The sequence below is a fragment of the Serratia marcescens subsp. marcescens ATCC 13880 genome (genome assembly GCF_017299535.1).
In the GTDB taxonomy this organism is placed as follows: Bacteria; Pseudomonadota; Gammaproteobacteria; order Enterobacterales; family Enterobacteriaceae; genus Serratia; species Serratia marcescens.
The window spans coordinates 813,521-838,164 of record NZ_CP071238.1 but is presented as its reverse complement, the minus strand read 5'-3'; the positions used below and the strand labels follow the sequence as shown (position 1 = coordinate 838,164).

At 60.7% G+C, this 24,644-nt stretch carries 18 protein-coding genes; 7 read left to right on the top strand and 11 right to left on the bottom strand.

Features of this window, described 5'->3' with window-relative positions; translation table 11 throughout:
* The first annotated feature begins 133 nt into the window (after nucleotides 1–133).
* The 3 genes from hutU to J0F90_RS03825 all read left to right on the top strand — a co-directional run bounded on the left by hutU (nucleotide 134) and on the right by J0F90_RS03825 (nucleotide 4,854).
* Entirely contained in the window at nucleotides 134–1,825 is a 1,692-nt protein-coding gene (gene hutU / locus J0F90_RS03835; RefSeq protein ID WP_025159649.1) for a urocanate hydratase, read from the top strand.
* Nucleotides 1,822–3,357 carry a histidine ammonia-lyase gene (hutH, locus tag J0F90_RS03830; RefSeq protein WP_019455102.1) on the top strand — a complete coding sequence of 512 codons (1,536 nt, stop codon included), beginning with the start codon at nucleotides 1,822–1,824 and terminating at the stop codon, nucleotides 3,355–3,357. The genes hutU and hutH overlap by 4 nt, the downstream gene beginning before the upstream one ends.
* A gap of 102 nt (nucleotides 3,358–3,459) precedes the next feature.
* Nucleotides 3,460–4,854, top strand: coding sequence for an amino acid permease (locus J0F90_RS03825; RefSeq protein WP_033641276.1), 1,395 nt, complete (start codon nucleotides 3,460–3,462; stop codon nucleotides 4,852–4,854).
* 37 nt (nucleotides 4,855–4,891) lie between these two features.
* On the opposite strand, the gene J0F90_RS03820 is transcribed toward J0F90_RS03825, so the two are convergent.
* The 8 genes from J0F90_RS03820 to rlmD all read right to left on the bottom strand — a co-directional run bounded on the left by J0F90_RS03820 (nucleotide 4,892) and on the right by rlmD (nucleotide 15,862).
* The gene (locus J0F90_RS03820; RefSeq protein ID WP_033641275.1) at nucleotides 4,892–6,088 is read right to left on the bottom strand and encodes a methionine gamma-lyase; all 1,197 of its coding nucleotides are present in this window, start codon (nucleotides 6,086–6,088) and stop codon (nucleotides 4,892–4,894) included.
* Nucleotides 6,089–6,118: 30 nt separating this feature from the next.
* Nucleotides 6,119–6,523, bottom strand: a complete 405-nt coding sequence (locus tag J0F90_RS03815; RefSeq protein WP_080286892.1) for a hypothetical protein — start codon at nucleotides 6,521–6,523, stop codon at nucleotides 6,119–6,121.
* The gene (locus tag J0F90_RS03810; RefSeq protein ID WP_033641274.1) at nucleotides 6,520–7,710 is read right to left on the bottom strand and encodes an NAD(P)/FAD-dependent oxidoreductase; all 1,191 of its coding nucleotides are present in this window, start codon (nucleotides 7,708–7,710) and stop codon (nucleotides 6,520–6,522) included. Before J0F90_RS03810 ends, J0F90_RS03815 begins: the two co-directional genes overlap by 4 nt.
* Before the next feature lie 298 nt (nucleotides 7,711–8,008).
* Complete coding sequence (gene eno, locus J0F90_RS03805) at nucleotides 8,009–9,304, bottom strand: phosphopyruvate hydratase (RefSeq protein ID WP_004932670.1); 1,296 nt, start codon at nucleotides 9,302–9,304, stop codon at nucleotides 8,009–8,011.
* 81 nt (nucleotides 9,305–9,385) lie between these two features.
* Entirely contained in the window at nucleotides 9,386–11,023 is a 1,638-nt protein-coding gene (gene pyrG / locus J0F90_RS03800) for a glutamine hydrolyzing CTP synthase (RefSeq protein ID WP_004932674.1), read from the bottom strand.
* 351 nt (nucleotides 11,024–11,374) lie between these two features.
* Nucleotides 11,375–12,169, bottom strand: coding sequence for a nucleoside triphosphate pyrophosphohydrolase (mazG, locus tag J0F90_RS03795; protein WP_033641273.1), 795 nt, complete (start codon nucleotides 12,167–12,169; stop codon nucleotides 11,375–11,377).
* Between the two features lie 102 nt (nucleotides 12,170–12,271).
* Nucleotides 12,272–14,503 (bottom strand): GTP diphosphokinase, encoded by a 2,232-nt coding sequence (gene relA, locus J0F90_RS03790; protein WP_004932686.1) that lies wholly within the window; start codon nucleotides 14,501–14,503, stop codon nucleotides 12,272–12,274.
* A 9-nt stretch (nucleotides 14,504–14,512) separates the two neighbouring features.
* The gene (gene rlmD, locus J0F90_RS03785) at nucleotides 14,513–15,862 is read right to left on the bottom strand and encodes a 23S rRNA (uracil(1939)-C(5))-methyltransferase RlmD (protein WP_033641272.1); all 1,350 of its coding nucleotides are present in this window, start codon (nucleotides 15,860–15,862) and stop codon (nucleotides 14,513–14,515) included.
* A gap of 66 nt (nucleotides 15,863–15,928) precedes the next feature.
* Here rlmD and barA point away from each other — a divergent pair, with 66 nt between their 5' ends.
* Nucleotides 15,929–18,655 (top strand): two-component sensor histidine kinase BarA, encoded by a 2,727-nt coding sequence (gene barA, locus J0F90_RS03780; protein WP_033641271.1) that lies wholly within the window; start codon nucleotides 15,929–15,931, stop codon nucleotides 18,653–18,655.
* Nucleotides 18,656–18,721: 66 nt separating this feature from the next.
* On the opposite strand, the gene degP is transcribed toward barA, so the two are convergent.
* Nucleotides 18,722–20,161 (bottom strand): serine endoprotease DegP, encoded by a 1,440-nt coding sequence (gene degP, locus J0F90_RS03775; RefSeq protein WP_033641270.1) that lies wholly within the window; start codon nucleotides 20,159–20,161, stop codon nucleotides 18,722–18,724.
* 181 nt (nucleotides 20,162–20,342) lie between these two features.
* On the bottom strand, nucleotides 20,343–21,860 hold the full coding sequence (gene dgt / locus J0F90_RS03770; protein WP_016929068.1) for a dGTPase: 1,518 nt from the start codon (nucleotides 21,858–21,860) through the stop codon (nucleotides 20,343–20,345).
* 129 nt (nucleotides 21,861–21,989) lie between these two features.
* Between dgt and mtnN the strand changes: the two genes are divergently transcribed.
* The 3 genes from mtnN to J0F90_RS03755 are packed head-to-tail and all read left to right on the top strand — an operon-like array spanning nucleotide 21,990 to nucleotide 24,113.
* On the top strand, nucleotides 21,990–22,691 hold the full coding sequence (mtnN, locus tag J0F90_RS03765; RefSeq protein ID WP_004932702.1) for a 5'-methylthioadenosine/S-adenosylhomocysteine nucleosidase: 702 nt from the start codon (nucleotides 21,990–21,992) through the stop codon (nucleotides 22,689–22,691).
* A gap of 22 nt (nucleotides 22,692–22,713) precedes the next feature.
* Nucleotides 22,714–23,499 (top strand): vitamin B12 ABC transporter substrate-binding protein BtuF, encoded by a 786-nt coding sequence (gene btuF, locus J0F90_RS03760; protein WP_033641486.1) that lies wholly within the window; start codon nucleotides 22,714–22,716, stop codon nucleotides 23,497–23,499.
* Nucleotides 23,499–24,113, top strand: coding sequence for a TRIC cation channel family protein (locus J0F90_RS03755; RefSeq protein WP_015376663.1), 615 nt, complete (start codon nucleotides 23,499–23,501; stop codon nucleotides 24,111–24,113). Before btuF ends, J0F90_RS03755 begins: the two co-directional genes overlap by 1 nt.
* Before the next feature lie 126 nt (nucleotides 24,114–24,239).
* Here J0F90_RS03755 and erpA read toward each other — a convergent pair whose 3' ends face one another.
* Nucleotides 24,240–24,584, bottom strand: a complete 345-nt coding sequence (erpA, locus tag J0F90_RS03750; protein ID WP_033641269.1) for an iron-sulfur cluster insertion protein ErpA — start codon at nucleotides 24,582–24,584, stop codon at nucleotides 24,240–24,242.
* Nucleotides 24,585–24,644: the final 60 nt, after the last annotated feature.

Below are 24,644 nucleotides of genomic sequence, written 5' to 3'. Positions count from 1 at the left end.
AGCGGCAACTGGTCAGTGTTGCATATGCTTGTACATACAAGTATATGTTAATAAGCCCTACGCATTGTTATGCCGTGGTACTCATCCCCACCGCGGCATGGAATCTGCACCGATACTGTTTGAGGAAAATGCTGTGACTACAAATAACAAAGTTCGCAATGTCGATGTACGCGCGCCACGCGGCACACAATTAAACGCAAAAAGCTGGCTGACCGAAGCGCCGTTACGCATGCTGATGAACAACCTCGATCCTGAAGTTGCGGAGAACCCACATGAGCTGGTGGTGTACGGCGGCATCGGCCGCGCCGCGCGCGACTGGGATTGCTACGACAAGATCGTCGAAACCCTGAAAACGCTGGAAGAGGACGAAACCCTGCTGGTGCAGTCCGGCAAGCCGGTCGGCGTATTCAAAACCCACAGCAACGCGCCGCGCGTGCTGATCGCCAACTCCAACCTGGTGCCGCACTGGGCGACCTGGGAACACTTCAACGAACTGGACGCCAAAGGCCTGGCCATGTACGGCCAGATGACCGCCGGCAGCTGGATCTACATCGGCAGCCAGGGCATCGTTCAGGGCACCTATGAGACCTTCGTCGAAGCGGGCCGCCAGCATTACGACGGCAGCCTGCAGGGGCGCTGGGTGCTGACCGCCGGTCTGGGCGGCATGGGCGGCGCGCAGCCGCTGGCCGCGACGCTGGCGGGCGCCTGCTCGCTGAACATCGAATGTCAGCAGAGCCGCATCGATTTCCGTCTGAAAACCCGCTACGTCGATGAGCAGGCCAAAGATCTGGACGACGCGCTGGCCCGCATCAAGAAATACACCTCAGAAGGCAAAGCCATCTCCATCGCCCTGTGCGGCAACGCGGCGGAAATCCTGCCTGAGCTGGTGCGCCGCGGCGTGCGCCCGGACATGGTCACCGATCAGACCAGCGCCCACGATCCGCTGAACGGCTACCTGCCGAAGGGCTGGAGCTGGGAAGAGTATCGCCAGCGCGCCCAGACCGAGCCGGCCAAGGTGGTCGCCGCCGCCAAGCAGTCGATGGCCGATCACGTCAAAGCCATGCTGGCGTTCCAGCAGATGGGCGTGCCGACCTTCGACTACGGCAACAACATTCGCCAGATGGCGAAAGAAACCGGCGTCGACAATGCCTTCGACTTCCCGGGCTTCGTGCCGGCCTACATCCGTCCGCTGTTCTGCCGCGGCATCGGGCCGTTCCGCTGGGCGGCGCTGTCCGGCGATCCGCAGGACATCTACAAAACCGACGCCATGGTGAAAGAGCTGATCCCGGATGACGAACACCTGCATCGCTGGCTGGACATGGCGCGCGAGCGCATCAGCTTCCAGGGCCTGCCGGCGCGCATCTGCTGGGTTGGCCTCGGCCAGCGCGCCAAGCTGGGTCTGGCGTTCAACGAGATGGTTCGCCGCGGCGAACTGTCCGCCCCGATCGTCATCGGCCGCGACCACCTGGATTCCGGCTCCGTTTCCAGCCCGAACCGTGAAACCGAAGCGATGAAAGACGGTTCCGATGCGGTTTCCGACTGGCCGCTGCTGAACGCCCTGTTGAACACCGCCAGCGGCGCCACCTGGGTTTCCCTGCACCACGGCGGCGGCGTCGGCATGGGCTTCTCCCAACACTCCGGCATGGTGATCGTCTGCGACGGCACCGACGAAGCCGCCGAGCGCATCGCCCGCGTGCTGCACAATGACCCGGCTACCGGGGTCATGCGTCACGCCGACGCCGGTTACGATATCGCTATCGACTGCGCCCGCGAGCAAGGCCTGAACCTGCCGATGGTTGCCGCGACCCAAGGAGAAAAAGCATGAAAGCGCTGACTATTCGCCCGGGCAAACTGACGCTGGCCCAGCTACGCGACGTGTATCAACACCCGGTGACGCTGACGCTGGACGACAACGCCTATGCCCCAATCCAGCAAAGCGTGGCCTGCGTCGAACGCATCGTTGAAGAAAACCGCACCACATACGGCATCAACACCGGGTTTGGCCTGCTGGCTTCGACGCGCATCGCCCGCGACGATCTGGAAAATCTGCAGCGCTCGATCGTGCTGTCACACGCCGCCGGCGTGGGCGAGCCGACCGACGACAATCTGGTGCGCCTGATCATGGTGCTGAAGATCAACAGCCTGTCGCGCGGCTTCTCCGGCATTCGCCTGGAAGTTATCCAGGCGCTGATCGCGCTGGTCAACGCCGAAGTCTATCCGCATATCCCGCTGAAAGGCTCAGTCGGCGCCTCTGGCGACCTGGCGCCGCTGGCGCACATGAGTCTGGTGCTGCTGGGCGAAGGCCAGGCGCGCCATCAGGGCCAATGGCTGCCGGCGACCGAAGCGCTGGCCAAAGCCGGCCTGAAACCGCTGACGCTGGCGGCGAAAGAGGGCCTGGCATTGCTGAACGGCACCCAAGTCTCCGCCGCCTTCGCGCTGCGCGGCCTGTTCGACGCGGAAGACCTGTTCGCCGCCGCGACCGTGGCGGGCAGCCTGACGGTGGAAGCGGCGCTGGGCTCCCGCAGCCCGTTCGATGCGCGTATCCACGAGGTGCGCGGCCAGCGCGGCCAGATCGACGCCGCCCTCGCCTACCGCCACCTGCTCGGCGCGCGCAGCGAAGTCTCCGACTCGCACCGCAACTGTGAAAAAGTGCAGGATCCTTACTCCCTGCGCTGCCAGCCGCAGGTAATGGGTGCCTGCCTGACGCAGATCCGTCAGGCCGCCGAGGTGCTGGAGATCGAAGCCAACGCCGTCTCCGATAACCCGCTGGTGTTCGCCGAGCAGGGTGACGTGCTGTCCGGCGGCAACTTCCACGCCGAACCGGTGGCGATGGCCGCCGATAACCTGGCGCTGGCATTCGCCGAAATCGGTTCGCTGTCCGAGCGCCGCATCTCGCTGATGATGGACAAACACATGTCGCAGCTGCCACCGTTCCTGGTGGAGAACGGCGGCGTGAACTCCGGCTTCATGATCGCTCAGGTCACCGCCGCGGCGCTGGCCAGCGAAAACAAAGCGCTGGCGCATCCATCGAGCGTCGACAGCATTCCGACCTCCGCCAACCAGGAGGACCACGTTTCCATGGCGCCGGCCGCCGGCCGCCGTCTGTGGAGCATGGCGGACAACGTGCGCGGCATTCTGGCGGTCGAGTGGCTGGCCGCCTGCCAGGGCCTGGATTTCCGCAACGGCCTGAAGACCTCGGAAGGTCTGGAGCAGGCGCGCCGTCTGCTGCGCGAGCATGTCAGTTTCTACGACAAGGATCGTTTCTTCGCCCCCGACATTGAAGCCGCCAGCCAGCTATTGGCGGCCGGTCACCTGACATCGCTGCTGCCTGCGGCGCTGCTGCCTAGCCAGGCATAATCATTACACACTGAATCACGCAGTTTGTTCTGCCCCGCCGGGTGCGTTCCACCCGGCGCGGGCAGCGCGTGCCTGTTCGGCAAACACTTAACGGGAAGCAACATGCGTAACGAAACGACACAACTCAGACGCGGACTAAACGCGCGGCATATCCGTTTCATGGCTCTCGGCTCGGCGATCGGCACCGGCCTGTTCTACGGCTCCGCCGGCGCCATCCAACTGGCCGGCCCGGCGGTGCTGCTGGCCTACCTGGTGGGCGGCGCGGCGGTATTCATGGTGATGCGCGCGCTGGGTGAAATGGCGGTGCACCAGCCGGTTTCCGGCTCGTTCGGCCACTACGCCAGCCACTATCTCGGCCCGCTGGCCGGATTCCTTACCGGCTGGACCTACACCTTTGAAATGGTGATCGTCGCCCTGGCGGACGTCACTGCCTTCGGCATCTATATGGGGCTGTGGTTCCCGGACGTCGCCCAGTGGGTCTGGGTGCTCAGCATCATCCTGTTTATCGGCGCGCTCAACCTGTGCAGCGTCAAGGTTTTCGGCGAGCTGGAGTTCTGGCTGTCGCTGGTCAAGGTCGCCGCCATCGTAGCGATGATCGTCGGCGGTGCGGCGGTGATGCTGTTCGGTTTCGGGCAAGCCCAGCACGCCACCGGCATCAGCAACCTGTGGCAGCACGGCGGCTTTATGCCTAACGGCATTGGCGGCGTGGTCGCGTCATTAGCGGTAGTGATGTTCGCCTTCGGCGGCATCGAGATCATCGGCATCACCGCCAGCGAGGCGAAAGACCCCGCCAAAGTGCTGCCGAAGGCGATCAACGCCGTACCGGTGCGCATCTTGCTGTTTTACGTGCTGACGTTGATGGTGCTGATGGCGATCTATCCGTGGAACAGCATCGGCCAGAACGGCAGCCCGTTCGTTGAGATCTTCAGCAACCTCGGCATCAGCTCCGCCGCCAACGTGCTGAACGTGGTGGTGATCACCGCGGCCATTTCGGCCATCAACAGCGACATCTTCGGCGCCGGCCGCATGATGTACGGCATGGCGCAGGACGGCCAGGCGCCGCGCAGCTTCACCAAGCTGACCGCCAGCGGCGTGCCGTGGATGACGGTGCTGGTCATGTCAATCGCCCTGCTGCTGGCGGTGGTGCTCAACTACCTGATCCCGGAGAAGGTCTTCATGATCATCGCCTCGATCGCCACCTTCGCCACCGTCTGGGTGTGGCTGATGATCCTGCTGTCGCAGATCGTCATGCGCCGCACGCTGTCGCCGGAAGAAACGCGTCAGTTGAGCTTCCCGGTGCCGTGGTGGCCGGTGGCGCCGGCATTGGCGACCGCCTTTATGGCGTTCGTCATCGGCCTGCTCGGCTACTTCGAAGAGAGCCGCATCGCGCTGTACGTCGGGCTGGTGTGGATCGCGTTCCTCACCGCGGCTTACTGGCTGTGGGTGCGCAAAAAAGGCGGCGGTTCGCCGGTGACCACAGCGACGCAACAGATGTAACGCTCGCTTCGGCCAAAACCCGCTGCGGCGGGTTTTTTTATTGCGCCTGCGCCAGCGCCTGCAGGATATCCGCCTGCAGATCGTCAAACGCCTCCAGCCCGGCGGACAGCCGCACCAGCCCCTCGCTGATGTGGTGCCGTTTCCGCTCTTCCGGCGTGTAGGCCGAGTGCGTCATGCTGGCCGGGTGTTGCGCCAGGCTTTCGCAATCGCCCAGGCTGACCGCGCGCAAGATGAGCTGCAGCGCATTGAGGAAGCGAATGCCCGCACGCATTCCGCCCCGCAGTTCAAACGCCAGCATGCCGCCGGGGCGCACCATTTGCCGCCGTGCCAACGCATGCTGCGGGAAGTTCGCCAGGCCGGGGTAATACACCCGCTCGATCGCCGGATGCTCCGTTAGTATCTCCGCCAGGCGCTGCGCGTTATCGCAATGACGATCCATGCGCAGCGGCAAGGTTTTCATCCCGCGCAGCACCAGCGCGGCATCCTGCGCCGACAGTACCGCCCCGTTCATGTCCTTTAGCCCCTCCAGACGGATCGCCTCGGCCAACGCCTGACGCGTCACCGCTATCCCGGCCAGGAGATCGCCGTGCCCGCCGAGGTACTTGGTCGCCGAGTGCACCACGATATCGGCGCCTAACGCCAGAGGCCGCTGCAGATAGGGCGTACAGTAGGTGTTGTCCACCAGCAGCAGCGCCTGATGCCGATGGGCGATCTCCGCCACGGCGGCGATATCGATCAAGCGCATGTTGGGATTGGCCGGCGTTTCGCAATACACCAGCCGGGTATGCGGCCCCATGGCCGACGCCAGCCGCTCCGGCCGGGTCAGGTCAACGTGGGTTATCTTAACGCCAAAGCGCGCCAGACCATGATGAAAGTAGCTGAAGGTGCAACCATAGACGGTTTCATCGACAATCAGCTCATCACCCGGTCTGAGCAGCGTCCAACAACACGCGGTGATCGCCCCCATGCCGGAAGCGAACGCCACCGCCGCCTCCCCCTCCTCCAGGTTGGCGATGCGTTGCTCGAGCAGGTTTAACGTCGGGTTGGCGATGCGCGAATAAAAGTACCCCGGCTCGGTGCCGGCAAAGCAGGCGCCGCCGTATTCCGCCGTGGGAAAAGCAAACGTAGAGCTCATAAACACCGGTGGAGACAGTGCACCCTGATACCGCTGAGGATCGTAGCCGTAATGAATAGCCCGGGTGGCAAAGTCGTGGCCAACTGCTGTAGCGGACATAACACAACTCCTTACCTGAATGGGTGAAGCTTAATTCGACGATTCATCTGGAAGGGCTGACGGCAACGCGCTGTCTCGCGTGCGCTGGCCGATGATTTGTAAAGTACGCAGCAGCAGCGTTAACCCCAGCAGGGTATCCGGCTGCTTCAGCAAGGCGTACAGCGCGCGAAAACTGGCCGGCGGAGGATTCAACTGCAGCTCGCTGTGCGCCATCTGCAGCGCCGTTCCGCCTTCCCAGCCGAGGGTCACCAAACCTTCAAAGACGCCGGCCAGTTTCTCCACCAGCGCGTTGTCGGCAATATCCACCACGTCCGACAACAGCGACAACAGATCGACCACGTTATCCAACCGGCCGCCCGCCAGCAGCGGCTGCAGTTTCTCGAGCAACGCCGCCAATGATTGCAGGTCCGCCGCATGCACCGTGCTTTCCGTCATATCAGCCCCCTTACCGTGGCCCAGTAAAGGCCGCGGTTAAACCCATTGCGCAGCATGCCGCCCACCTTGGTGGCGGGCGTCGGCAGCACGTCGTGACGATAGTCGTACACCAGCGGCATGCCGGCATTCAGCCCCATTTGCGCGACCGCCTGCACCTTGCCGTCATAATGGCTCACTGTGTGGCCCAACCGCATTTCCGCCACGATGTTGTCGGCAATGACCGGCGCCTGATTATGGCAAGAGCCGCCGGCCTTGCTGACCGGCAAATCCACGGTATCGCCTATGACATACACGCCCTGCTGGCCGTAGACCTGCAGCGTTTGATGATCGGTCGGCAGCCAGCCTTCACCGTTTTGACTCTCGCTCAATCCGGTATTGCGCACCGCCTCGACTGCGCGAATCGGCGGCGTCGCCATCAGAATGTCGAACGGCTGCTCTTCCCCCTCAGCGGAATAGGCGACGTTACGCTGGGCGTCTACCCGGCTGAGGGTAAACCCTCGCTGGTGGCGAATGTCGCGCGCGGCAAAAATGGCGGGCAGCGCTTCGCCGGTCGGGTGCTGTAAAAACAGGCAGTTACGCAAGAGTTGAGAAATGGTCGGATAGGTGTACACAATCTCCACCGCCTTGCGCACGCCGCGCCGCCGCAGGTAGTCATCCAGCATCAGGGTGGTTTCGATCGGTGCGATGCCGCACTGATGGGGCACGTTGGGGGTTTCAGGGAAGGACACGGTGATGAAAATGCGGCCTTTCTCGATCGTCGCCAATTTATGCGCTAACCGCCTGGCGGCCTGATACTGGTAAAAATGATCGCCCGCCTGCGCCAGTCCTTCGATGCGCTCTGGCCAAGGTACGCAGCCGGTGGCGAAAACCAGAAAATCATAGGAATAAAATTTACCGCTTTGCGTAGCTATGCTTCGCTGTTTTAAATCGAAAGATTCCGCCTTATCAATAATAAACTGTATTTCTGGCCGCAATAAACTCCGCTGTGAGCGCGTGAGCTCTTGCTTGAAAAAAGTATTGAACGCCACATACATAAACGCCGGCTTGTAATAATGCAGCGGTGAATCCGATATCATTAATAACTCGACTTTATTATTAATAATTTCCCGGTGCAATTTTGCGGCCAATAAATTGGCCAGGATGGTGCCGCCGGTTCCGCCGCCGACAATGATGATTCGCTGTCGCATCAAGCCCTCGCTCAACCGGCCAGCAAGCCGGCAGTATTAAGGTATGGTGATGATGAAGGTCTACGGCAGAACGGCGAAAAATAAACTGCCTTATTGGCAGTCTAGTAACGAATAGTTATAAAGCAAATAAAATGGGAATATAAAATAAACGCATTTACTATCTTTAATGAAATTATCGGGTTAAACAAAACTACGCATTCAATGAAAAACTTATTATTAAACTGACAATCATCACGAATTTAAAACATAAAAAAACCCGCCGCAGCGGGTTTTTATTTAGCAACCGAATAGGTCGAACTTATTGGCCTTTAACTTCTTTCAGGCCGTTGAACGGCGCACGGTCACCCAGCGCTTCTTCGATACGGATCAGTTGGTTGTACTTGGCAACGCGGTCAGAACGGCTCATGGAACCGGTTTTGATCTGGCCAGCCGCAGTCCCTACCGCCAGGTCGGCGATGGTCGCGTCTTCGGTTTCACCGGAACGGTGAGAGATCACCGCGGTGTAGCCGGCGTCTTTCGCCATCTTGATAGCTGCCAGGGTTTCGGTCAGAGAACCGATCTGGTTGAACTTGATCAGGATGGAGTTAGCGATGCCTTTCTCGATGCCTTCTTTCAGGATCTTGGTGTTGGTTACGAACAGATCGTCGCCCACCAGCTGGATTTTGTCGCCCAGAACTTTGGTCTGGTAAGCGAAGCCTGCCCAGTCGGATTCATCCAGGCCATCTTCGATAGACACGATTGGGTACTGTTTGGTCAGCTCTTCCAGGAAGTGAGTGAACTCTTCGGAAGTGAAGGCCTTGTTGCCTTCGCCGGCCAGCACGTATTTACCGTCTTTGTAGAACTCGGAAGCCGCGCAGTCCATCGCCAGAGTGACGTCTTTGCCCAGCTCGTAGCCCGCCGCTTTTACCGCTTCAGCGATAACCGCCAGCGCTTCGGCGTTGGAACCCAGGTTTGGCGCGTAGCCGCCTTCGTCGCCCACGGCGGTGTTCATGCCTTTGGCTTTCAGAACTTTCGCCAGGTGGTGGAACACTTCGGAACCGATGCGCACCGCTTCTTTCAGGGTTTTCGCGCCAACCGGCTGAATCATGAATTCCTGAATGTCGACGTTGTTGTCAGCGTGCTCGCCGCCGTTGATGATGTTCATCATCGGCAGTGGCATGGAGAATTTGCCTGGGGTGCCGTTCAGTTCAGCGATGTGCTCGTACAGCGGCATGCCTTTAGAGGCTGCGGCTGCTTTCGCTGCTGCCAGGGAAACCGCCAGAATGGCGTTGGCGCCGAAGTTGGATTTGTTCTCGGTGCCGTCCAGCTCGATCATGATCTTGTCGATGTTCGCCTGGTCTTTGGCATCTTTACCCAGTACTGCCTGAGCAATCGGACCGTTTACTGCGGCAACGGCTTTCAGTACGCCTTTACCCAGGAAACGAGACTTGTCACCGTCACGCAGTTCCAGCGCTTCGCGGGAACCGGTAGAAGCACCTGACGGCGCAGCAGCCAGGCCTACGAAACCGCCTTCCAGATGAACTTCGGCTTCAACAGTCGGGTTACCGCGGGAGTCGATGATTTCACGACCGATGACTTTAACGATTTTGGACATTAGGTTTTCCTCAGTACAAGTTAAACTAAAACTCCAGACAAACAGCGCGCGGTTCTCACCGCGCGCCGCCTACCAAATATGTTATTTCACCTGGCGCTTCTGATGCTCGCCTGCGGCTTTCACGAAGCCGGCGAACAGCGGATGCCCATCACGCGGCGTAGACGTAAATTCCGGGTGGAACTGACAGGCTACAAACCACGGGTGATTCGGCAGTTCAATGATCTCAACCAGCTTGTTGTCGGCGGAACGACCGGCGACACGCAGCCCTGCGGCTTCGATCTGCTTCAACAGCATGTTGTTAACTTCGTAACGGTGACGGTGACGCTCGACAATGGTCGGTTCGCCGTACAGCTGACGCACCAGGCTGTTGTCGCTCAGGTTGCACTGTTGGCCACCTACGCGCATCGTGCCGCCCAAATCGCTTTCTTCGCTGCGCACTTCGACGTTGCCGTCTTCGTCGCGCCATTCGGTGATCAACGCCACCACCGGGTACTTACAGTCTGGCATAAACTCGGTGGAGTTGGCGTTTTCCATCCCCGCCACGTTGCGAGCGAACTCCATCAACGCCACCTGCATGCCCAGGCAAATGCCCAGGTAAGGAATGTTGTTCTCGCGCGCATAGCGCGCGGTCATCACTTTGCCTTCCACGCCGCGGTAGCCGAAGCCGCCCGGGATCAGGATCGCATCCAGCCCTTTCAGCACTTCCACGCCGCGCGTTTCCACATCCTGCGAGTCGATCAGCTTGATGTTCACGGTCAAACGGTTTTTCAGCCCGCCGTGCTTCAGCGCTTCGATTACCGACTTGTAGGCGTCCGGCAGCTCAACGTATTTGCCGACCATACCGATGGTCACTTCGCCGCCCGGATTGGCTTCTTCGTAGATCACCTGTTCCCATTCGGCCAGGTTGGCTTCCGGCGCGTTCAGGCTGAATCGTTTACAAATATAATCGTCCAGCCCCTGAGATTTCAATAGGCCTGGGATTTTATAAATAGAATCAACGTCTTTCAGAGAGATAACCGCTTTTTCCGGCACGTTGCAGAAAAGCGCGATTTTAGCGCGTTCGTTAGCAGGAACCGCGCGATCGGAACGGCAAATCAGCACATCAGGCTGAATACCGATGGAAAGCAGCTCTTTTACGGAATGCTGGGTCGGCTTGGTTTTCACTTCGCCCGCCGCCGCCATGTACGGCACCAGCGTCAAGTGCATGTACAGAGTGTGCTCGCGGCCCACTTCCACCGCCATCTGACGGATGGCTTCGAGGAACGGCAGCGATTCGATATCGCCGACGGTGCCGCCGATTTCCACCAGCACCACATCGTGGCCTTCGCCGCCTTCGATGATGCGCTCTTTGATCGCGTTGGTGATGTGCGGAATGACCTGCACGGTCGCGCCCAGATAGTCGCCGCGGCGTTCTTTACGCAGCACGTCGGAGTAGATGCGGCCGGTGGTGAAGTTGTTGCGACGCGACATTTTGGTGCGGATGAAGCGCTCGTAGTGACCCAAATCCAGATCGGTTTCTGCGCCGTCTTCGGTGACGAAAACTTCCCCATGCTGAATCGGGCTCATGGTGCCCGGATCCACGTTGATGTACGGGTCCAGTTTCATGATGGTAACGTTGAGGCCACGGGCTTCAAGAATAGCCGCCAGAGAGGCTGCGGCAATGCCTTTACCCAGAGAGGATACGACCCCGCCGGTCACAAAAATATAATTAGTTGTCATGCTGAACCTGAGAGTTTAGGTTTAAAGACGATGGAAGAACCAGGACGGGAAAGTAGTATACCCGAACCTCTCCTGACCTACAAACGATCGTTTTGCTGTCCATCATCTCGGCCGCCCTCCCATGTTCATCAGGGTTTACTCCGCCGGCGCCGCATAAACCCTCCAGGAAATACAAAGAGTTAGCGGAGAAAATTTCTTTTTACCGCCCCTCTCGAGCGATAAAACGCCTTAGATTTCAGTTTGTTGGCCTTTTGCTGCCGACGGCAGCCATGCGCCTGTGACCTGACCAAAAGCTTAACCGTTTCAGCTCGAGTGAACCTTGTTTGCGATCAACATTGTCGTCGCAGCGATTCAACTTTCCTGGCGCTTCACCTGCTGCCAGGCGTCTTCCATCTGCTCCAGCGTGGCGTCTTCAAGCCGCAGCCCGCGTTGCTGGACGATCGCTTCCACCTGGCGGAAGCGACGTTCGAACTTGCGGTTCGCCGCCTGCAGCGCATTCTCCGCCTTGTGCCCCAAATGGCGCGACAGGTTCACCGTGGCGAACAGCAGATCGCCGATCTCCTCTTCCAGCTTGCTCTCATCGACCACCGCCTGGCGGGCTTCGTGCATCACTTCGTCGATCTCTTCATACACTTTGTCCAGCACCGGCCCCAGAGTGTTCCAGTCGAAGCCGACCGAGGCGCAGCGTTTTTGGATCTTGTGCGCCTTCATCAACGCCGGCAGCGCCTGCGGAATGTCGTCCAGCACCGAGTGCAGCGCTTTTTCGGCGCGCTCGCCGGCCTTCAACTGCTCCCAGCGCGCCGCCACGGCTTCGCTGTCTCCCGCCTCGGCGTCGCCGAAGATATGCGGGTGACGGCGCTCCAGCTTGTCGCTGATGGCGGTGCACACCTCATCGAAATCGAACAGCCCCTGCTCCTGCCCCATCTGGGCATAGAACACCACCTGGAACAGCAAATCACCCAATTCGTCGCGCAGATCGGCGTAGTCCTGCCGCTCGATGGCGTCCAGCACTTCGTAAGTCTCTTCCAGCGTGTAGGGCGCGATGGTGGCGAAAGTTTGCTTGCGGTCCCATGAGCAACCGACCTGCGGATCGCGCAGCGTTTTCATGATGTTCAGCAGGCGCTGCAGCGGAGTGGATTGGGTCATAAAAAATCTCTGAGAAAGAATGAGGGCGCATGGGAGCGCCCACCGAATTCATGGATCTCGGGCCGTATCGATGGCGCATACGGCCCGAAAGGCGATGTGGGCTTAGTTGCCGTGCAGACGCTTGGCGTCTATCACGTCCGGCAGCTGGTTCAGCTTCGCCAGCACCCGGCTCAGCACCTGCTGGTTGTAGATTTCGATATCCATGTCGATGGTGGCCAACTGTTTCTTGGTGTCGCTGCGGCTGGCGACGCCCAGCACGTTGACCTTTTCGTTGGCCAAAATGGTGGTAATGTCGCGCAGCAGCCCGCTGCGATCGTTGGCCATCACGCGCACCACCAGCGAATAACCGCTGGAGTAGCTTTCGCCCCATACCGCATCGACGATGCGCTCCGGCGCGTGCGATTGCAAATCGACCAGCTGATCGCAGTCCGCACGGTGGATCGAAATACCGCGCCCCTGGGTGATAAAGCCGACGATGTCGTCGCCCGGGATCGGCTGGCAGCAGCGGGCGATGTGGTGCATCAGGTTGCCCACGCCCTCCACCACCACGCGGCCGTTGTCCTTGTTGCGGGCCGGCGGCGGCGCTTTCTGCTGCACCAGCTGGCGCAATGCCTCGCGATCCTGCTCTTCGGCGCTCGGTTTGTTGAACTTGCCCTGCAGGTAATTCACCATCTGGTTCAGGCGAATGTCCCCACCGCCGATCGCCGCCAACACCTCGTCCAGCGAGTTCATGTTGTAGCGCGGGATCAGCAGCTTTTCGGCCTCTTTCAGGCTGATGCCGAGGTGTTCCAGTTCGTTGTCCAGCATCTGGCGGCCGGCGAGAATGTTCTTGTCGCGATCCTGCTTGCGGAACCAGTTGTGGATCTTCGAGCGCCCGCGGCTGGTGGTGACATATCCCAGGTTCGGGTTCAGCCAGTCGCGGCTCGGGTTCGGCTGTTTCTGGGTGATGATCTCAATCTGATCGCCCATCTTCAGCTGATAGGTAAACGGCACAATGCGGCCGCCGATCTTGGCGCCGATACAGCGGTGACCGACGTCGCTGTGAATGTGGTAGGCGAAATCGAGCGGCGTGGAGCCGGCCGGCAGATCCACCACGTCGCCTTTCGGGGTAAATACATAGACCCGATCGTCGAACACCTGGCTGCGCACTTCGTCGAGCATCTCGCCGGAATCCGCCATTTCTTCCTGCCAGGCGATGAGCTTGCGCAGCCAGGCGATGCGTTCTTCGTAGCCGGAGCGCACGGTTACGCCCGCGCCCTCTTTGTACTTCCAGTGCGCGGCCACGCCCAGCTCGGCGTCTTCGTGCATTTGCCGGGTGCGGATCTGAATCTCGACGGTCTTGCCGCGCGGCCCCAGCACCACGGTGTGGATCGACTGGTAGCCGTTGGGTTTCGGGTTGGCGACGTAGTCGTCGAACTCATCCGGCAAATGGCGGAAGTGGGTATGCACGATGCCCAACGCCGCGTAGCAATCCTGCAGGCGCTCCGCCACGATGCGCACCGCGCGCACGTCGAACAGTTCGTCGAACGCCAGGTGTTTTTTCTGCATCTTGCGCCAGATGCTGTAGATGTGTTTCGGCCGGCCGTAGATCTCCACCCGAATGCCTTCGTTGGCCATTTCTGCGCGCAGCCCGGCGACGAAATCGTCAATGAACTGTTCGCGATCGATGCGGCGCTCATGCAACAGCTTGGCGATGCGCTTGTATTCTTCCGGGTGCAGGTAGCGGAAGCAGAAATCCTCCAGCTCCCACTTCAGCTGGCCGATGCCGAGCCGGTTAGCCAGCGGGGCGTAGATGTTGGAACACTCTTTCGCCGCCAGCACGCGTTCGTCTTCCGGCGCGTCTTTCACCTCGCGCAGGTGGGCGATGCGCTCCGCCAGCTTGATGACCACGCAGCGGAAATCCTCCACCATCGCCAACAGCATGCGGCGCACGTTGTCGACCTGTTCGGAGGCCATCGAGTCGTTTTGGGTGGCTTTCAGTTGGCGAATGGCGTCCATATCGCGCACGCCGTGCACCAGCGCGACGATCCCCTTGCCGAACGCTTCGGTCAGGGTCTCTTCCTGCACGATGCCGGCGTCCACCAGCGGGAACAGCAGCGCGGCGCGCATGCTGTCATTGTCCATGCTCAGCGTCGAGAGAATTTCCACCATCTCCAGGCCGCGCCACAGCAGCAGCGAGGCGTCGGGATGGTTTTGGGTCTGCTGCTCACAATAACGCCAGGTTGCGGCCAATCGCTCACATGACTGCGGGTTAGGTAGCCCCAAGCCGGCGATCCACTCATCGAGAGCGAACTCACCCGCCGTATTCAGATGTGCACTTCTTACCGCAACCATAACTTCTCCCTACTTTGCAGCGACCTCTGGCGCACGCTCGTTGATAAACAGCGCCATTGATTCAAGATGCCCCGTGTGCGGAAACATATCCAACATCCGCACGCGCGCAAGACGATAACCGGCGTTCAACAGCACGTTGCTGTCGCGAGCCAGCGTGGTGGGGTTACAGGAAACATACACCACCCGTGCCGGCGCCAGTTTTACAATGTGTGACATCACCCCGGCCGCACCGGCGCGGGCGGGATCCAGCATCACCTTATCAAACCCTTGTGCTGCCCAAGGTTGCCGCGCAACGTTGTCCTCCAGATTCTCATGGAAGAACGACGCATTATTCAGCTTATTCTTATGTGCATTATATTGCCCATTCGCTACCAGCGTGGCAACACCTTCGATGCCCACCACCGCGGCGGCGCGGCGCGCCAACGGCAGGGTGAAGTTGCCCATGCCGCAGAACAGGTCCAGCACCCGATCATTGGGTTGAATATCGAGCCATTCAAGGGCCTGCGCCACCATTTGTTGGTTTACGGCGTCATTGACCTGAATAAAGTCGCGCGGACTGAAGTCTAAGCGTAGCCCGTCAACCTGATAATACGGCGTTTCACCGCACAGTTTTTCCACCCGATCGCTGTCCGGCGCCAGATAAACGGCGACCTTTTCCCGCACGCCAAACGCCAACAGCGCCTGCCGATCCGCCTCTTTCAGCGCGTCGAGATGGCGCAGCACCAGCAGCGGGCCGTTATCCGCCAGCACCAGCTCCACATGCCCCAGCCGCCGCACCGCCTGTAGCCCGCTCAGGCAAGCGCGCACCGGCGCCAGCAGCTGTTCCAGCTCCGGCCGCAGCACCGGGCAGTGCTCCACCGCCACCAGCTCGCTGGAGGCCGCCTGGCGAAAGCCCATCATCAGGCGCTGCAGCTTCGGCTGCCATGCCAGGCTCAGGCGGGCGCGGCGGCGATAGCCGTATTCCGGGCCGGCGATCACCGGTTCCTGTTGCGGGGTTACGCCGGTTTCGCGGGCGATCATGCGCACCAGCGCCGCCGCCTTGCTCTGCTGTTGCAGCGCCTCATCCGCATGTTGCTGCTGGCAGCCGCCGCACACGCCAAAATGCGGGCAGCGCGGTTCTACCCGCTGCGGGCTGCGGCTCAGCAGGCGTTTGAGCTTGCCTTTGGCGAACTGGCGCTTGTCTTCGGTCAACTGGATTTCCGCCTGCTCGCCCGGCAATACGCCCGGCACGAACACCGCTTTGCCGTCGTGGCGCGCCACGCCCTGGCCAAAAGGATCGAGATCGCTCACCGTCACGGTCAAGATTTGTGAGCTCTGCCGGGTCGTCACGCGGCGTTTGGGAGAGTAGAATTGCGCCATATTTGTCGATTGTGTGCTGGTTCATTAAGCTAGTGTCAGCTGTCAATTCTCCCACATTGGAATCCCATGACCAAATACAGCCTGCGTGCGCGCATGATGATCCTGATTCTGGCCCCGACCTTGCTGATTGGTTTGCTGCTCAGCACCTTCTTCGTGGTGCACCGCTATAACGAGCTGCAGGAGCAACTGGTCGACGCCGGCGCCAGCATCATCGAGCCGCTGGCGGTGGCCAGCGAGTACGGCATGACGTTCCGCAGCCGCGAATCGGTCAGGCAGTTGGTCAGCCTTTTGCACCGCCGCCATTCGGATATCGTACGTTCGATCACCGTGTTTGATGCGCAGAACAACCTGTTCGTCACCTCAAATTATCACCACAACTTCGCTCAGTTGCAGTTGCCGAAAGGCGTGCCGTTGCCCACCGAGCTGATGCTCACCCGACGCGGCGATTCGCTGATCCTGCGCACGCCGATCCTGTCGGAAAGCCAGTATCCGGATGAAACCGCCGACGGCGGCAGCCATCCCGACAACAACCTGGGCTATGTGGCGATCGAGCTGGATCTGCAGTCGGTGCGGCTGCAGCAGTATAAAGAGGTCTTCGTCTCCACCTTGCTGCTACTGCTGTGCATGTGCATCGCCATCCTGTTCGCTTACCGGCTGATGCGCGACGTGACCGGCCCGATCCGCAATATGGTGAACACCGTCGACCGCATCCGCCGCGGCCAGCTCGACAGCCGCGTGGAAGGCTACATGCTCGGCGAGCTGCACATGCTGAAAAACGGCATCAACTCGATGGCGATGTCGCTTACCGCCTATCACGAAGAGATGCAGCAGAACATCGATCAGGCCACGTCAGACCTGCGCGAAACGCTGGAGCAGATGGAGATCCAGAACGTCGAGCTGGATCTGGCGAAAAAACGCGCGCAGGAGGCGGCGCGCATCAAGTCCGAATTCCTGGCCAACATGTCGCATGAGCTGCGTACTCCGCTCAACGGCGTGATCGGCTTCACCCGCCAGATGCTGAAAACCGATCTGAGCGCAACCCAGACCGACTATTTGCAGACCATCGAGCGCTCGGCCAACAACCTGCTGACCATCATCAACGACGTGCTGGATTTCTCCAAGCTGGAGGCCGGCAAGCTGGTGCTGGAGCATATTCCGTTCGCCCTGCGTGAAACGCTGGACGAAGTGGTGGTGCTGCTGGCGCCCAGCGCCCACGACAAGGGCCTGGAGCTGACGCTGGATGTGCACAACGACGTGCCGGAGCAGGTGATCGGCGACTCGCTTCGCCTGCAGCAAATCATCACCAACCTGCTGGGCAACGCCATCAAGTTCACCGAAACCGGCAATATCGACATTCGCGTCGAGCTGCGCAAACAGCTGGATCGCCGGGTGGAAGTGGAAGTGCAGATCCACGATACCGGCATCGGCATCTCCGAACGCCAGCAGTCGCAGCTGTTCCAGGCATTCCGCCAGGCGGACGCCAGCATCTCCCGCCGCCACGGCGGCACCGGGCTGGGGCTGGTGATCACGCAAAAGCTGGTGAAAGAGATGGGGGGCGATATCTGCTTCCACAGCCAGTTGAACCGCGGCTCGACCTTCTGGTTCCACATCACGCTGGATCTGAACGAGGGCATGCTGTCGCTGGCGCCGAGCCTGCCGGATCTGAACGGCAAAACGCTGGCCTATATCGAGTCCAACCCGACGGCGGCGCAGGCGACGCTCAACATGCTCAGCGTCACGCAACTGGTGATCACCCACTCGCCGACGCTGGGCCAGTTGCCGCCAAGCCACTATGATTTCCTGCTGGCCGGCGTGCCCATCCCGTTCCGCGACAACATGGCGCAGCACGAGGACAAATTGCTGGCCTCGCTGAAGCTGGCCGATCGGGTCATTCTGGCGCTGCCGTGCCAGGCGCAGATCGATGCCGAGCTGCTTAAACAACAAGGCGCGCTCGGCTGCCTGATCAAGCCGATCACCAGCACCCGACTGTTCCCGATGCTCCGGATGGAGGCGCCGGCACGCCTCACCGCGCAGCCTGAGCGTAAACGCCTGCCGCTGACGGTGATGGCGGTTGACGACAACCCGGCTAACCTGAAGCTGATCGGCACGTTGTTGGGGGAACAGGTAGAAAAAACCCTGTTGTGCGAGAGCGGCGAGGAAGCGCTGGCGCTGGCGCGCGACAACGTGCTGGATCTGATCCTGATGGACATTCAAATGCCGAAGATGGACGGCATTCACGCCAGCGAGTTGATCCGCCAACTGCCGCATCACAACTCCACGCCGATCGTCGCCGTCACCGCCCATGCAGCCAGCGGCGAGCGCGAGCACCTGTTGCAGGCCGGGATGGACGACTACCTGGCCAAGCCGATCGACGAGAAAATGCTGACCCGCGTGCTGTCGCGCTATCACAGTGGCGAAATGGAAAACGCCGTCGCCGACGACGCGCCGCTGTCGCTCGACTGGCCGCTGGCGTTGCGTCAGGCGGCCAATAAACCGGATCTGGCGCGCGATCTGCTGCAAATGCTGCTCGATTTCTTGCCGCAGGTGCGCGAACGGGTGCAGGCGCTGCTCGACGGCCAGCATGACGACGAAATCCTCGATCTGGTCCATAAGCTGCACGGCAGTTGCAGCTACAGCGGCGTGCCACGCCTCAAGCAGCTGTGTTTCTACCTCGAGCGGCAACTGCGCCAGGGCGTCACCAACGACGAACTGGAGCCGGAATGGCTGGAGCTGCTGGATGAGATTGAACTGGTGATCCACGCGGCGCACGCACATCTGACGCAGCCTGCCTGAATTCGCAGGCCGTTACGCAAAAAGGCACGCCGCAGCGTGCCTTTTTCTTTTAGCGCCTGACGTTTATCACTGCGCCAGCAGGTACAATTGGCTCTCGCCGCGCTGAATATTCAACGCCAGCACCGACGGCTTGCTGTCGAGAATCTTACGCAGCTCGCCCAGGTTCTGGATCGGCTGTTGGTTCACGCCCAGGATCACATCGCCTTTTTTCAAGCCGATGCGCGCCGCGGCGCTGCCGGCTTTCACGCTGTCGACCTTGACGCCTTTCTGGTTGCCGACTTGGGTGTTGCTCAGCTCGGCGCCCTCGATGCCGGTGTAAATATTGCCCGAGGCCACCTGGGTCTGCGCGCTTTGCTCCAGCGTGACATCAATGGTCACCGGTTTGCCGTCGCGGATAATGCCCAGCGACATTTTGCTGCCGACGGGCAGCGTGCCGATCTCCGCCCGGAATGAAGCGAAGCTGGAGATGGCCTTGCCGTTCATGGTGACGATCACGTCACCGGCTTTAATGCCCGCCTTCGCGGCGGAAGACTTCGGCATCACCTGGCTGACAAAGGCCCCGCGCTGCGCATCAACCTTCATCGCCTTGGCCAGCTCAGAGTTCAGCTCGGTGCCCATGATGCCGAGCTCGCCGCGTTTCACCTGGCCATACTCGACCATTTGCGCCGTCAGGTTTTTCACCATGTTGCTCGGAATGGCGAAGCCGATACCGATGTTGCCGCCGTCCGGCGCCAGGATCGCGGTGTTGATGCCGATCAGCTCGCCGTTCAGGTTAACCAGCGCGCCGCCGGAATTGCCGCGGTTGATCGCCGCATCGGTCTGGATAAAGTTTTCGTAGTTTTCGATGTTCAGGCCGCTGCGCCCCAGGGCGGAAACGATGCCCGAAGTGGCGGTTTCGCCCAGCCCGTACGGGTTGCCGATCGCCACGGTGTAATCGCCGACGCGCAGCTGATCGGAATCCGCCATCTTGATCGCCGTCAGATTCTTGAAGTCTTTCAGCTGGATCAGGGCGATGTCCGAGCGCGGATCCTTGCCGATCACCTTAGCGTCGAAGCGGCGGCCGTCACTCAGCTGCACCTGGATCTTGTTGGCGTTATCCACCACGTGGTTATTGGTCACCACATAGCCCTTGGCGGCATCGATGACCACCCCGGCGCCCAGCGCCTGGAATTTCTGCTGCGTGCCCTGCGGCTGGCCATCCGGCCCAGGCTGTTCACCGCCCTGACACATCGGCGAGCCCTGGAACGGCGAACCGTCCTGGCAGAACGGCGAATCTTCACCGAAGAACTGTTGGAACTGCTGCGGCATGCGCGGCGTGTTGACCGTGGTGCTGCCCTCAACGTTAATGCTCACCACGGAAGGCATCACCTTTTCCAGCATCGGCGCCAGGCTCGGCAGCTGTTGGGTGGAGGAAGAGGCGGTTTCAGCGGCGCTGGCCGTCACCGGGCCCATCGCCATGCCGATGCTGAATGCCAATGCGCTCAGAACTAATGCGGTTTTTTTCATCTGTGTGTCTCTTATAAAGTCGTTCAAAAAAGAATGGCCGTCTTGCGTGCTTATTCAGAGTTAATTAATAGCCTGAAGTTCCGGCACAGATGATTGGCAATAGTAAACAAATATTGTCCGTCTTTACAAAAATCAAGACAGCCAACCGGTTGGAATTGCTGATAATTATTCCTCAGCTTAATTATTCCGCCGCCATTAATCGACGATATTCATCATAGGCATAAAGGTCGGTCATTCCGCTGATATAGTCCTGCAATAAACGCGCGCGGAAATAATATTCCCGAATGGCTTGCTGCTCCGGCGATAAATGCTGCAGCCCTTCTACCGCCTCCGCATACGCCAGCCGATGCTTGGTGGACAGCTTGTGGAACAGACGCGTTTCGATCGGGTACGCGCGGTGGCTGTCCTCACGCACCAGCAGGGTGAAGTCCGCCAGCGACATCGCCAACAGCGGGCTGTAAATGTCCAGCAGGCCGCTGATCACCCGGTAACCTTGCAGCTCGAGCTGCTCGACCTCCGGGTGGTTGAACACGTGCTTGAACGCCACATTTTTAAATATTTTCAGCAGCCGGTAGGCCGGGCTGGAATCCTCCAGCAGCGCCTGATTGAAGCTGCCCTGATAAACCGCGTCCAGATTGTCGATAAAGCGCTGCGCCGCGTGCGGCACCAGCCGCGCCACGGTAAACACCCGCAGATACATGAAGAACTGATCTTCCGCGCTGCGCCGCGCGCCGCCGCGATCGATCTTGCGAAACGCGCTGGCGACGGTCTTGTCGAACAGATCGCCCGGCGCCACCTCGCCCCATTCCTGAATCAGGTGCTGATACAGCTGCTCGACGGTGAAAATGCTCTTCTCCACCGCGTCTTCCAGATCGGCCACGCAGTACGAGATATCGTCGGCGGCCTCCATAATGTAGGTCAGCGGGAAACGATCGAACTCGCCCATATGCAGCTCACGCCGCAGCCGATCGACGAAGGCTTCTTCCGCCAGATAGTAGCCGGGCTTTTTCATCAGGTAACTGTGGCTGGCGGGGATGTCGCTCGCCCAGTAGGCCGGGCGGGTGTATTTCAAAATGCAGCCGACCTGCGCGTAGGTCAGGTTGAGCTTGAGCAGGCTGTACACCATGCGGATCGCCTGGGCGTTGCCCTCGAAGTGGCTGAGATCCTGACGGATCCGGCTGCGCAACCGGTTCAGATCGCTCTCCCCTTCATGCAGGCGCAGCGTCGCCACCTGGCAGCGATCGTGGCTGCCCGGCTCGCTGCCGCAGCTGGCGGGATCGAGCCGCTGGGCGAACCAGTCATTGATCGCCGATTCGCCGAAATGACCGAACGGCGGATTGCCGATGTCGTGCATCAGGCAGGCCATTTCCACGATGCTTTCAAACGGATCGAGCAGCCGGGTCAGGCCGAGTTCGTCGATCTTCCCCGCCTGTTTGAAGCGGTTGAGGATCTCTTTGGCGATATGGCGCCCGACCTGCTGCACCTCCATCGAGTGCGTCAGGCGGCTGCGCACCGCCGCGTTGCGCTCCAGCGGAAACACCTGGGTTTTTTGCTGCAGACGGCGAATGGCGGCCGAGTTGACGATGCGCCCGCGATCGCTCTCGAACTGCCGCACGATGTCGTACTCTTCCTCAGCCTCGATCGGTTTGCTGAAAGGCCGTTGGAAGCTGATTTTTTGCTTGAAGTCGATCCCGGACATCTGTTTCTCCGCCGTTGCGCCCTGCCCCCGTGATAACAATTCCCGGCAGCGGATGCAACGCATTATCTCTGATACACAGCCATGATAGACTATGCCGCAATTCTCACGGCCAATCAGCGAGTGTTATTTATGAAAGTAGGCATCATCGGCGCAATGGAGCAGGAAGTCACCCTGCTGCGCGATCAAATCGAAAACCGTCAAACCATCCAGCGCGCGGGCTGCGAAATCTACACCGGCCAGATCGGCGGCGTTGACGTGGCCCTGCTGAAATCCGGCATCGGCAAAGTCTCTGCGGCCATGGGCACCACCCTGTTGCTGGAGCACTGCAGCCCCGACGTGGTGATCAATACCGGCTCCGCCGGCGGCCTGGCCAGCACGCTGCGCGTGGGCGACATCGTGGTGTCGGAAGAAGTGCGCTACCACGACGCCGACGTCACCGCCTTCGGCTACGAGCCGGGCCAAATGGCCGGCTGCCCGGCGGCGTTCGTCGCCGATGATGCGCTGATCGCGCTGGCGGAAAGCTGCATCAAACAGCTGGATCTGCACGCGGTGCGTGGCCTGATCTGCAGCGGTGACGCCTTCATCAACGGCGCCGAGCCGCTGGCGCGCATCCGCGCCACCTTCCCGCGCGTCGCCGCCGTGGAAATGGAAGCCGCGGCGATCGCCCACGTCTGCCATCTGTTCGGCACGCCGTTCGTGGTGGTGCGCGCCATTTCCGACGTCGCCGACAGCGAATCGCACATGAGCTTTGACGAGTTCCTGGTGGTAGCGGCCAAGCAGTCCACGCTGATGGTCAACGCCATGCTGCAAACCCTGGCCAAGCGCGGTTGATGTGAGGCTGCGCTTCACCTCGATGCTCTGTCTGTTGGCGCTCTGGCTGGCCCTGCCGGTCGGCGCCGCCCAGCGGGTGATCAGCCTGGCGCCCAACGCCACCGAACTCGCCTATGCCGCCGGCATGGGCGATGTGCTGGTGGCGGCGAGCGCCTATTCCGATTACCCGCCGCAGGCCGCCAGGCTGGAGCAGGTAGCCTCCTGGCAGGGCATCAATCTGGAGCGGGTGCTGGCGCTCAAGCCGGATCTGATCCTCGCCTGGCGCGGCGGTAATCCACAACGCGCGTTGGATCAGCTCGCCGCGTTCGGCATCCCGATCTTCTATGCGGACGCCGACAATCTCGAAGGGATCGCCGGCTTGCTGGACAAGCTGGCGCGCTATAGCCCGCACCCGGAGCAGGCGCATCAGGCGGCGGACGGCCTTCGCCGCCAGTTCGCCGCTCTCAAGCAACAGTACGCCGCTAACTCGCCACGGCGCGTGCTGCTGCAGTTCGGCACCCAGCCGCTGTTCACCAGCTCCGGCGCCACATTGCAAAGCCAGGTGCTGGCGCTGTGCGGCGGGCAGAACGTCTTCGCCGACAGCCGCACCCCTTGGCCGCAGATCAGCCGCGAGCAGGTGCTGGCGCGTCAGCCGCAGGCCATCGTCATCACCGGCGGCGAGAAAGAGGCCGCCAATGTGAAAGCCTTCTGGGCGCCGCAGCTGCAGGTGCCGGTGATCGCGCTGAACGAAGACTGGTTCAATCGCGGCGGGCCGCGCATCCTGTTGGCGGCGCAGCAGCTGTGCCGCCAGCTGGCGGAGATCCGCTGATGCTGGTGTTCTGGTTGGATATTCTCGGCACGGCGGTGTTCGCCGTCTCCGGCGTGCTATTGGCCGGCAAGCTGCGCATGGATCCATTCGGCGTGCTGGTATTGGGCGTGGTCACCGCGGTCGGCGGCGGCACCATCCGCGACATGGCGCTGGCCAACGGCCCGGTATTTTGGGTCAAGGATCCCACCGATCTGGTTGTGGCGATGATCACCTGCGTCTTGACGCTGCTGCTGGTGCGCCAGCCGCGCCGCCTGCCGAAGTGGGTGCTACCGGTGCTCGACGCCGTCGGGCTGGCGGTGTTCGTCGGCATCGGCGTTAACAAGGCCTTCGCGGCCGGCACCGGCCCGCTGGTGGCGATCTGCATGGGGGTGATCACCGGCGTCGGCGGCGGCATTATCCGCGACGTGCTGGCGCGCGAGATCCCGATGATCCTGCGCACCGAAATTTACGCCACCGCCTGCATCATCGGCGGCATCGTGCACGCTACGGCGTTCTACACCTTCAACATGCCGCTGCAACAGGCCATGATGCTGGGCATGCTCATCACCCTGGCCATTCGGCTGGCGGCCATTCGCTGGCATCTCAAGCTGCCCGCCTTTATTCTCGAACGCTGAGCAGCCGCGCATCACTCGCGGCCGTCCGGCGCAGGAGAACGGCACGGAAGTGATCCTCGTGGAAGGGTAGGCATAAAAAAACCCGCCGGCCGTAAGGCGAGCGGGTTGATGTTCTGACAGGCAAACTCAGATGCTGAACGACGAACCGCAACCGCAGGTGGTTTTGGCATTCGGGTTGGTCACCACAAAGCGCGATCCTTCCAGCCCTTCGGTGTAGTCCACCGAACCGCCGACCAGATACTGCAGGCTCATCGGATCGACCACCAGCGCCACGCCCTGCTTCTCGATGGTCATGTCGCCATCGTTGACCTTGTCGTCAAAAGTGAAGCCGTACTGGAATCCGCTGCAGCCGCCGCCGGTAATGTAAACCCGCAACTTCAGGTTCGGATTTTCTTCGTCAGCAATCAGGTACTTGACCTTGTTTGCTGCTGCCTCGGTAAATTGCAGGGGCAGTGCCGTTTGATCACTCATACTCTTTACTCCCAACATTGTTCAGCATCAGATCGCGACTATGGCTGCCTGATTAATATT